9 protein-coding genes are annotated in these 9,145 nt (G+C 61.7%); 3 read left to right on the forward strand and 6 right to left on the reverse strand.

Going from position 1 to position 9,145, the window contains the following annotated elements:
- Positions 1–128 precede the first annotated feature (128 nt).
- From ctpM to HU811_RS21340, 6 genes are all read right to left on the reverse strand, one after another.
- Complete coding sequence (ctpM, locus tag HU811_RS27865; protein ID WP_186657954.1) at positions 129–1,808, reverse strand: methyl-accepting chemotaxis protein CtpM; 1,680 nt, start codon at positions 1,806–1,808, stop codon at positions 129–131.
- A gap of 239 nt (positions 1,809–2,047) precedes the next feature.
- Entirely contained in the window at positions 2,048–3,364 is a 1,317-nt protein-coding gene (locus HU811_RS21320; RefSeq protein WP_177193375.1) for a Na+/H+ antiporter family protein, read from the reverse strand.
- Positions 3,365–3,642: 278 nt separating this feature from the next.
- Complete coding sequence (locus HU811_RS21325; protein WP_186657957.1) at positions 3,643–4,956, reverse strand: sensor histidine kinase; 1,314 nt, start codon at positions 4,954–4,956, stop codon at positions 3,643–3,645.
- Positions 4,953–5,621 (reverse strand): response regulator transcription factor, encoded by a 669-nt coding sequence (locus HU811_RS21330; protein ID WP_186657960.1) that lies wholly within the window; start codon positions 5,619–5,621, stop codon positions 4,953–4,955. The genes HU811_RS21325 and HU811_RS21330 overlap by 4 nt, the downstream gene beginning before the upstream one ends.
- A complete protein-coding gene (locus tag HU811_RS21335) occupies positions 5,621–5,932 on the reverse strand; it encodes a PepSY domain-containing protein (RefSeq protein ID WP_092400368.1) in 312 nt (103 codons plus the stop codon). Before HU811_RS21335 ends, HU811_RS21330 begins: the two co-directional genes overlap by 1 nt.
- On the reverse strand, positions 5,932–6,237 hold the full coding sequence (locus HU811_RS21340) for a PepSY domain-containing protein (RefSeq protein WP_186657963.1): 306 nt from the start codon (positions 6,235–6,237) through the stop codon (positions 5,932–5,934). Before HU811_RS21340 ends, HU811_RS21335 begins: the two co-directional genes overlap by 1 nt.
- A gap of 222 nt (positions 6,238–6,459) precedes the next feature.
- On the opposite strand from HU811_RS21340, the gene HU811_RS21345 reads away from it, so the two are divergent.
- The 3 genes from HU811_RS21345 (at position 6,460) to HU811_RS21355 (ending at position 9,040) form a co-directional block, all read left to right on the forward strand.
- Entirely contained in the window at positions 6,460–7,539 is a 1,080-nt protein-coding gene (locus HU811_RS21345; protein WP_186657965.1) for a patatin-like phospholipase family protein, read from the forward strand.
- 84 nt (positions 7,540–7,623) lie between these two features.
- On the forward strand, positions 7,624–7,980 hold the full coding sequence (queD, locus tag HU811_RS21350; RefSeq protein ID WP_186657966.1) for a 6-carboxytetrahydropterin synthase QueD: 357 nt from the start codon (positions 7,624–7,626) through the stop codon (positions 7,978–7,980).
- A 229-nt stretch (positions 7,981–8,209) separates the two neighbouring features.
- Positions 8,210–9,040: an alpha/beta fold hydrolase gene (locus HU811_RS21355; protein WP_186657967.1), complete on the forward strand. Its 831-nt coding sequence runs from the start codon at positions 8,210–8,212 to the stop codon at positions 9,038–9,040.
- Positions 9,041–9,145 lie beyond the last annotated feature (105 nt).

Here is a 9,145-nt window from a genome sequence, read left to right on the forward strand (position 1 = left end):
CGTGCTTGCCTGTGTCCGGCAGGAACTGCCGAAGGCTGCGATCCTTCTTTCTCGATAAGACCCGGTTGCCCAGGTGAAAACATCTGGATCGAGAGCAAAAGATCGCAGCCTTCGGCAGCTCCTGAACGTCAGATCCGGAACTGCCCTACCAATTTGCCCAGGCGCTGCCCCAGATCGGCCAGGCTGCGGGAGGTCTGGGCACCGAGTTGGGTTTCGTCGGCAACACTGTCCACCGCCACGGCGATCTGGTGCACGCTGCGGTTGATTTCCTCGGCCACAGCGGTCTGTTCTTCAGCGGCGCTGGCGATCTGGGCGTTCATCGAGTTGATGGTGCCGATCAACTGCGCCATGGTGTCCAGGGACGCCCCGGCCTCGTTGGCTTGTACCGACGTACCATCGCCCGCTTCGCTGGAGCGGCGCATGGCTTCCACCGCCGCGTGGGTGCCCGATTGCAGGCGATCAATCATGCCCTGGATTTCCTGGGTACTTTGCTGGGTCCGGCTAGCCAGGGCCCGCACTTCATCAGCCACCACGGCAAAACCGCGTCCCGCCTCCCCGGCACGAGCGGCCTCGATGGCGGCGTTCAGCGCCAACAGGTTGGTCTGCTCGGCGATCGAGCGAATCACTCCCAGCACGCTGACAATCGAAGCCACGTCCTGCTGCAAGCTGTCCAGGGACAGGCCGCTGCTGCGAATATCGTTCACCAGTGCATGAATCTGCTGGATGCTGCCGGCCACCACACGCTTGGCGGACTGGCCTTCTTCGTCGGTCTGCTGGGCCGCGACGGCGGCACCCTGGGCACTGCGAGCCACTTCCTGGGCGGCCGAAGACATCTCGTTGATCGCCGTGGCGACCTGGTCGGTTTCGTGACGCTGACGCTCCATGGCCTGCTCCGAGCGCTGCGCCTGCTCGGAAACCTGCGCCACCAGCCCAGTCAGCTGCGAGGTCATTTCGGTGATCTGCCGTACCAGACCGTGGATCTTGTCGACAAAACGGTTGAACGAGCCGGCCAGTTGGCCGAGTTCGTCCTGGCTGGTGATCGCCAGGCGGCGAGTCAGGTCGCCCTCGCCCGCCGCGATGTCATCGAGGTTGTCTTTCATCAGATTCAGCGGACGCAGGATGGCATTGGCCAGCAACATGCCCACCACCGCAATCACCAGCAATACCACCACAGCGATACCCACGATGCTCAGGACCACGCCTTGCAGGCGTTCGTGAACCTTGGCCTCCACCAGTGCTACCTGGGCTTCGATGCCGTCCAGGTTGACCGAGCTGCCGACAGCCATGTCCCACTTGGGCAGGTATTCGGTGTAACCGAGCTTAGGCACCAGTTCCTTGCTGTTGGGCAGTGGGGAGCTGTATTCCAGATAGTGGGTCCCGTCCTTGGCGACTTTCACCAGGTCACGGTTGACATAGACACCGTTGGGATCGCGGTTGTCCTTGAAGTTTTTGCCCACACCGTCGGGGCTGTTGGCCTTGAACAGACGAACAGTCTCGGAGTCGTAACCGAAGAAGTAGCCGTCCTTGCCGTAGGCGACGTTCGACAGCAGCTTGATCGCCTCGGCCCGCGCGGCGTTGTCCCCGGGCGCCGACGCATCGTATATCGGCTTGATGGCCGTCAGCCCCACCGCTACGTAATTCTGCAGCGTGGCCTTGGCGTCGCTGAGCAAGCGTTCACGGGTTTGCTGGACCTCTTTGCCGGCCTGTTCCTTCAGAATAAAGGCCGTGGTCAGGCTGATGATAACGGCGGATAGCAATACAGGCAGTATTGCCAAGGACAAAACTTTAGCCTTCAGGCTCAGGCGCATACTGGTCACTCTTGTCGGTTTTATGGCGTGGTTAACTGTGTTAACGGCACGACGTGGGAAAACTGTAGGACAAGGTGAGGAAGCTATCGCGAGCCGCTAGCGGACCGGTTTGCTGAATCTGAAGGCCAATCGCGAGCAGGCTCGCTCCCACAATGGATCGGGGTGTTCACAAATGTTGTGTCCACAGCGGACCAATGTGGGAGCGAGCCTGCTCGCGATGAAGGTGACAGGGTCTTGAGTTACAACACCATCGCCGCCACCCAGCCAAACACCAGCAGCGGCAGGTTGTAATGGATGAAGGTCGGGACCACGGTGTCCCAGATGTGGTGGTGCTGGCCATCGATGTTCAGGCCGGAGGTCGGGCCCAGGGTCGAGTCCGAAGCGGGCGAACCCGCATCACCCAAGGCTCCGGCGGTGCCGACGATGCAAACGATCGCCAGCGGGCTGAAACCCAATTGCAGGCACAGCGGCACGAATATCGTCGCCAGGATCGGTACCGTGGAGAACGACGAGCCGATGCCCATGGTCACCAGCAACCCCACCAGCAACATCAACAGGGCGCCGATGCCTTTGTTATGTCCGATCCAGGCCGCCGAGGTTTCCACCAGGCTCTGGACTTCACCCGTCGCCTTCATCACTTCGGCAAAGCCCGAGGCGGCGATCATGATGAAACCTATCATCGCCATCATCTTCATGCCTTCGGTGAACAGGTCGTCGGTTTCGCGCCAGCGCACCACCCCCGATACCGAGAAAATCAGGAACCCGGCCAGGGCACCGATGATCATCGAATCCAGCAGTAGCTGAATGACGAACGCCGCCGCGATCGCCAGCCCCGCCACCAGCAGGCTCAACGGGTTGTAGCGTGTGGTGACCTGCTCAGCCCTGGCAATTGTTTTCAGGTCGTACACGCGCTTTTTGCGATACGTGAAAAACGCCATGGCCAAGCCAAACACCATGCCCAGTGCCGGAATGCCCATGGCGTGGGTGATGTTGATGCCACTGACGTCCACGCCGCTGCGGGCGACGTTGGCCAGCAGGATCTCGTTGAGGAAAATGTTGCCAAAGCCCACCGGCAGGAACATGTAGGGCGTTATCAGGCCGAAGGTCATGACGCAAGCAATCAACCGGCGGTCCAACTGCAGCTTGGTCAGCACATAAAGAAGCGGCGGCACCAACAGCGGGATAAAAGCGATATGGATCGGCAGAATATTCTGCGAGGCGACCGCTACCGTTCCCAGCAAACCGATCAGGACCCATTTGACCGCCGAACCTGCGGCGACATCCTGGCGATCCACCATGGCCAGGGCTTTGTCGGCCAACGCGTGCGCCATGCCGGACTTGGCAATCGCTACGGCGAAAGCACCCAGCAAAGCGTAGGACAACGCCACCGTTGCCCCGCCCCCGAGGCCGGCATTGAACGCCTTGAGCGTGGCGTCGATGCCCAGGCCACCCGTCAGGCCGCCCACCAGAGCGCCGATAATCAGCGCGATCACCACATGCACGCGGGACAGACTGAGCACCAGCATCACGCCAACCGCGGCAATTACTGCATTTATCATCATTACCTCAAAGCACAGCGATGGAGAGCCACCGGACAAAAAGGTCGCGACTTTGCAGGAAGCGGCGAGAAGCTGCAAGGGGCATGCGGCGGGTTTAACATCCGCAGCCGATCCACCTGTGGGAGCGGGGTACACCGATATCTTGAGTCCAACCCCAAACCAATGTGGGAGCGAGCCTGCTCGCGATGGCGATCTGTCAGCCGGTATTGATGTGACTGAATCGGCGCTATCGCGAGCAGGCTCGCTCCCACAAGGGGCCGAGGACAAATGAGGGATCAGCGTCTGGGCAGTTCGATCGTGACCTTCAGCCCGCCCCATTCGCTGTCGCCCAGCGCCAGCGTCCCGCCCCAGGTGTCGACAATGTCCCGTACGATGCCCAGCCCCAACCCGTGCCCATCGGTCTGCTCATCGAGCCGCGTGCCGCGACTGAAGACCTGATCGCGGCGGTCTGCGGGAATGCCTGGCCCATCGTCTTCCACCACCAGACTGAACCCCTCGGCTGTCTCGCTCACGGTCAGGCGCACTTGCGCGTCGGCCCATTTGCAGGCGTTGTCCAGCAGGTTGCCCAGCAGCTCCAGCAGGTCTTCACGATCCCAGGGCAGGTGCAGGCCGGGCGGTGCGACATAAGCCAAGTGCAAGTGCTCACCATGGATCATGTTCAGCGTGGCCAGCAGCGCCGGCAGTTCCGCGTCGCAGTCAAGATGGGCACCGGGCAAAGCGTCGCCGGACAGCCGGGCGCGGTTGAGTTCGCGGTTCAGGCGCTGGCGGACCTGCTCCAGTTGTTCGAGCAACAGCTTGCGCAGCTCGGGGTAAGGGTCGAGTTTTTCATTTGCAGCCAGGCTTTGCAGCACCGCCAGCGGGGTTTTCAGGGCATGTCCCAGGTTGCCCAGGGCGTTGCGTGAACGTTTGAGGCTGTCTTCGGTATGGGCCAACAGATGGTTGATCTGCGCCACCAGCGGTTCCAGTTCCCGGGGCACCTGTTCGTCAAGTTGCGAACGCTGCCCGCGCTGCAACTGGGCGATCTGCTCCCGGGCTTTGTCGAGCGGGCGCAAGGCGCGGTGCACCGTGATGCGCTGCAACAACAGAATCAGCAGCAACCCTGCCAAGCCAAGTCCCAGGCCGATCTGCTGCATGCGCAGGAAGCTGTCCCGCACGGGCGTGTAGTCCTGGGCCACGCTGATGGAAATCGCCTGGCCCAGACGCCGATAGTCGGTACGCAGTACCAGCAGCTTCTGACCTTCAGGCCCCAATTGCAGGTTGCTGTGCAGCCCCGGATGGTCGAGACGGGGCAACTCCTGGTCCCACAGGGAGCGGGAGCGCCAATGCTCATCGGCAAAATCAATGCGGAAATAATGCCCGGAAAACGGTCGCAGATAGGCCGGCGACAAGCGTCGCTCATCCAGCTGCAGGCCTTGCGGACCACGCACCAGGGCGACCAGCAGGTTCTCGCTGTCGTTGCGCAGCCCCGCCTCCAGATACCGCTGCAAACCCAGCTCGAACAGCCACAGACTGGTCTGCGCCAGAACCAGACCGACCACCACCATTACACCGATCAGGCCAAGGCTCAGGCGCCGCTGGATCGATCTCACTGCGCCTGCCCGCCGAACAGGTAACCCTGGCCGCGACGGGTTTCGATCACGCTGCGGCCCAGCTTGCGCCGCAAGTGATTGACATGGACTTCCAGCACATTGGAATCGCGCTCGGTTTCACCGTCATACAGGTGTTCGGCGAGATGGCTCTTGGAAAGGATCTGCTCGGGATGAAGCATGAAGTAGCGCAGCAGGCGAAACTCGGCCGCGGTCAGTTGGATCTCCACGCCGTCGCGGCTCACACACTGGCGTCCCTCATCCAGATGCAGCCCGGCCGCCTGGAGCGTCGGCTGGTTGGCCTGACCATGGGAGCGGCGCAGCAGCGCCTGGATCCGCAGGTGCAGCTCTTCGGGATGAAAGGGTTTGGTCAGGTAATCGTCGGCCCCGGCCTTGAGGCCTTCGATGCGTTCGGCCCAGGAACCGCGGGCGGTCAGGATCAGCACAGGCGTGCTCAGGCCACCCGCGCGCCATTGAGCCAACACTTCAAGCCCTGGCACACCGGGCAATCCGAGATCGAGGATGATCAGGTCATAAGGCTCACTGCTGCCCTGATAAACCGCGTCGCGACCATCAGCGAGCCAATCGACGGCGTAACCCTGTCGCGTCAGCCCGGCCATCACTTCGTCGGCCAGGGGAACATGATCTTCCACCAGAAGCAGGCGCATCAGTCTTCCTCATCTTTGAGTAAACGGCCGGTCGCGGCCTCCAGGTCCAGTTCGCGCACAACGCCGTCGGTAGCCAGCAGTTCGACCTCGTAAATATAGACGCCATGTTTTTCTTCCAGCTCGGCCTCCAGCAGCTTGGCGCCAGGGTGGCGATCCAGCGCCTGTTGCAGCAGATGTTCCAGAGGCAGGATCACGCCCTGCTGCCGTAATTGCAGGGCCTCATCCTGGTCCAGGTCCCGGGCAACCGCCAGTGAACAAAATACCAACAGCGCCAGCGCCCAACGGCTGCGGGGGCGTAAATTAAGCTTCATTACAGATCCTGATGATTCTTGAGCACCTTGCCGTCAACCGCGTCCAATTCAAGTTCCCAGTCAACGCCCTGGGCATCGCGAAGGTCCACCTGATAGATGTACTTGCCGTACTCTTGTTCCAGCTCGGTATCGGTCAAGGTGGCGCCAGGGTGTTCGGACAAGACAGTGGCGTTGAGTTTTTCAACGGACAGAATGGTACCAGCGTCCTGCAGCTTTTGGGCTTCGTCAGCCGTGAGGTCTCGTGCGCTGGCCAGGCCACTGATGGCCATCAAGATCGCAATGGAAAAGGCAGTCAGGCGGTTCATGGATTATCTCCTTTTTTGTAATCTTCACCGGGAACTGTATCGGGACGAACTTAACTGAAACTGAATTGCCATCATTGAACACAGATCATTGGGGAGCGAGCCTGCTCGCGATAACGGTCTGTCAGTTAACATTGTTGACACTGACGTACCGCCATCGCGAGCAGGCTCGCTCCCACAGGGGATGATGTCGTTAAATTATCCGCTGCACCCTTCGAGACCGATATGACCGCCATCCACATCAAGTTCCCTGCCCTGACCCTCAAGGCCGGCCCGCGTGCTCTGGCACGCATTCGCCAGGCTGGCCTGAACGCTGCCGATGTCGGCATTCTGCCGGGTGCCGCCGGTGGCCCCAAGGCCTTGGGCATTCAGGGGCTGGACCTGGCGCTGTTCGGCGAGTGGCTGCCCGCCGCGCCCCGGGAGCGCTCGCTGATCGGTGCCTCGGTGGGTTCCTGGCGCTTCGCCAGCGCCTGCTTGCCGGATGCCGCCGAGGGGATCCGGCGCCTGGGCACCCTGTACAACGAGCAAAGTTTTGCCAAAGGCGTGACCATGGCCGGGGTCAGCCAGAGTTCCCAACGCATGCTCGATGATCTGCTTCAGGGTCGCGACACGTCGATCCTCGACAACCTGCATTACCGGCTCAACATCATGGTGGTCAAAAGTCACGGCTGGCTGGCCCAGGATCATCGCGGGCGGCTCGGCCTGGGATTGTCGTCGGTGATCGCCGACAACCTGCGAGGCCGAGCGCGCCTGTCGCGGCATTTCGAACGGCTGATCGTCCACGACCCACGCCGGGCGCCGCCGTTGCACCCGTTGAACGACTTTCCGTCACGCTTCGTCCCGCTGGAGGCCGGGAATCTGCGCCAGGCGCTGCTGGCATCCGGCTCGATTCCGATGGTGATGGAAGGCGTGCGTGACCTACCGGGCGCCGGTGCTGGCACCTACCGCGACGGCGGCCTGTTGGACTACCACTTGGACCTGCCCTACAGCGGCGAGGACATCGTGTTGTATCCGCACTTCACCGACCGGGTCATTCCTGGCTGGTTCGACAAGGGCCTGCCATGGCGCCGGGGGAACGTCGAGCGTCTGCAGAACGTGCTGTTGCTGGCGCCGTCCCGTGAATACCTGGCGCGCCTGCCCTTCGGCAAACTGCCAGACCGGAACGACTTCAAGCGTTTCATGGGCGATGACACGAGCCGCCGCAAATACTGGCGCACGGCGATGGACGAAAGCCGCCGGCTCGGTGACGAGTTTCTTGAGCTGGCGGCCAACGGGGGGCTGGGCGAGCGTTTGCTGACCCTTTAGTCAGCACGGTCGCGCAACGCCGGAACCAAACTGATAAACTCCGCCGCCTGCCTCGCGACCGCTACCTTTAAAGAGCCTGAACCTGTGGAAATCTTCAAAGAATTTACTTTCGAATCCGCCCACCGCCTGCCCCACGTGCCGGACGGTCACAAGTGCGGCCGCCTGCACGGTCACTCGTTCAAAGTGGCCATACACCTGAGCGGTGACATCGACTCGCACACCGGCTGGATTCGGGACTTCTCGGAGATCAAGGCGATCTTCAAGCCGCTCTACGAGCGCCTGGACCACAACTACCTCAACGACATCCCTGGCCTGGAGAACCCCACCAGCGAAGTCCTGGCCAAGTGGATCTGGAACGAGTTGAAGCCATTGCTGCCGGAACTGTGCGCCATTCGCATCCATGAGACCTGCACCAGCGGTTGCATCTACCGCGGCGAGTAACCACTTTCCTTGTGGCAAGGGAGCTTCCTGTGGCGAGGGAGCTTGCTCCCGCTGGGTTGCGCAGCAGCCCCAAAAGCAGCGACTCTATTCAACCTGATACACCGCAACTTCTGGCTTGAGGACCGCTTCGCGGCCCAGCGGGAGCAAGCTCCCTCGCCACAATCGGTTTTTTCCCATGTGAATCGGGTCTATGCTCTATCCCTGAGCCATTTCCAGTGAAGCTCCCATCATGACCAACTGGCCCCTGGACCACGAATACCACTTCAACGGGCACCGCATCCGTTACGCCGTCCACGGCGACGGCCCGTCGCTGGTGTTTGTCCACGGCACACCCTTCTCTTCCTACGTGTGGCACCGAATCGCCCCGCTGTTCTTCGCCACTCACAAGGTGCATTACTTTGACCTGCTGGGTTACGGCCAATCCGCACAGCCGGACGCAGATGTTTCCCTCGGTGTGCAAAACCAGTTGCTCGCACAGTTGCTGGAACACTGGGGCCTGGATCGCCCGGACGTGGTGGCCCACGATTTTGGCGGCGCAACCGCCCTGCGCACGCACCTGCTCAACGGCAAGCACTACCGCAGCCTGACCCTGATCGATCCGGTGGCGCTGTCGCCCTGGGGCTCACCTTTTGTCCAGCATGTGCGCCAGTATGAAGCGGCGTTCAGCGGCCTGCCCGATTACATTCAGCGGGCCATCGTGCCGACGTATATTCGGGGGGCGATCAAACGGCAGATCCCGGATGAAGAACTGGCGCCGTACGTGCAGCCCTGGCTGGGCGAGACCGGCCAGGCCGCGCTCTATCGGCAGATCGCGCAGATGGACGAGCGCTATACCCGCGAGGTCGAGCCGTTGTATGCAACCGTGCGCTGCCCGACGCAAATTCTCTGGGGCGAGGATGATCAGTGGATTCCCATCGAGCGCGGCCGGGCGCTACAAAAACTGATCCCCGGCGCGCAGTTCCATCCTGTCCCGAACGCAGGGCATCTGGTCCAGGAAGACGCGCCGGAGGCTATCGTTGCGACGCTGTTGCGGTTTTTATCGTCGCCTACCCCGACCTGAAGAACGCTACTTTCCCCTGTGGGAGCGAGCCTGCTCGCGATAGCGGTAGGCGCCTTGACACCGGTGGGGCTGACTTGACGCTATCGCGAGCAGGCTCGCTCCCAC

The organism is Pseudomonas tehranensis (genome assembly GCF_014268615.1).
Taxonomy (GTDB): Bacteria; Pseudomonadota; Gammaproteobacteria; order Pseudomonadales; family Pseudomonadaceae; genus Aquipseudomonas; species Aquipseudomonas tehranensis.

Excerpts from the sequence above, each read along its gene's own strand:
- HU811_RS21330 (WP_186657960.1), bottom strand. The coding sequence starts at position 5,621 with ATGCGCCTGCTTCTGGTGGAAGATCATGTTCCCCTGGCCGACGAAGTG.
- HU811_RS21355 (WP_186657967.1), top strand. The coding sequence starts at position 8,210 with ATGACCAACTGGCCCCTGGACCACGAATACCACTTCAACGGGCACCGC.
- HU811_RS21335 (WP_092400368.1), bottom strand. The coding sequence starts at position 5,932 with ATGAAGCTTAATTTACGCCCCCGCAGCCGTTGGGCGCTGGCGCTGTTG.
- HU811_RS21345 (WP_186657965.1), top strand. The coding sequence starts at position 6,460 with ATGACCGCCATCCACATCAAGTTCCCTGCCCTGACCCTCAAGGCCGGC.
- ctpM (WP_186657954.1), bottom strand. The coding sequence starts at position 1,808 with ATGCGCCTGAGCCTGAAGGCTAAAGTTTTGTCCTTGGCAATACTGCCT.
- HU811_RS21340 (WP_186657963.1), bottom strand. The coding sequence starts at position 6,237 with ATGAACCGCCTGACTGCCTTTTCCATTGCGATCTTGATGGCCATCAGT.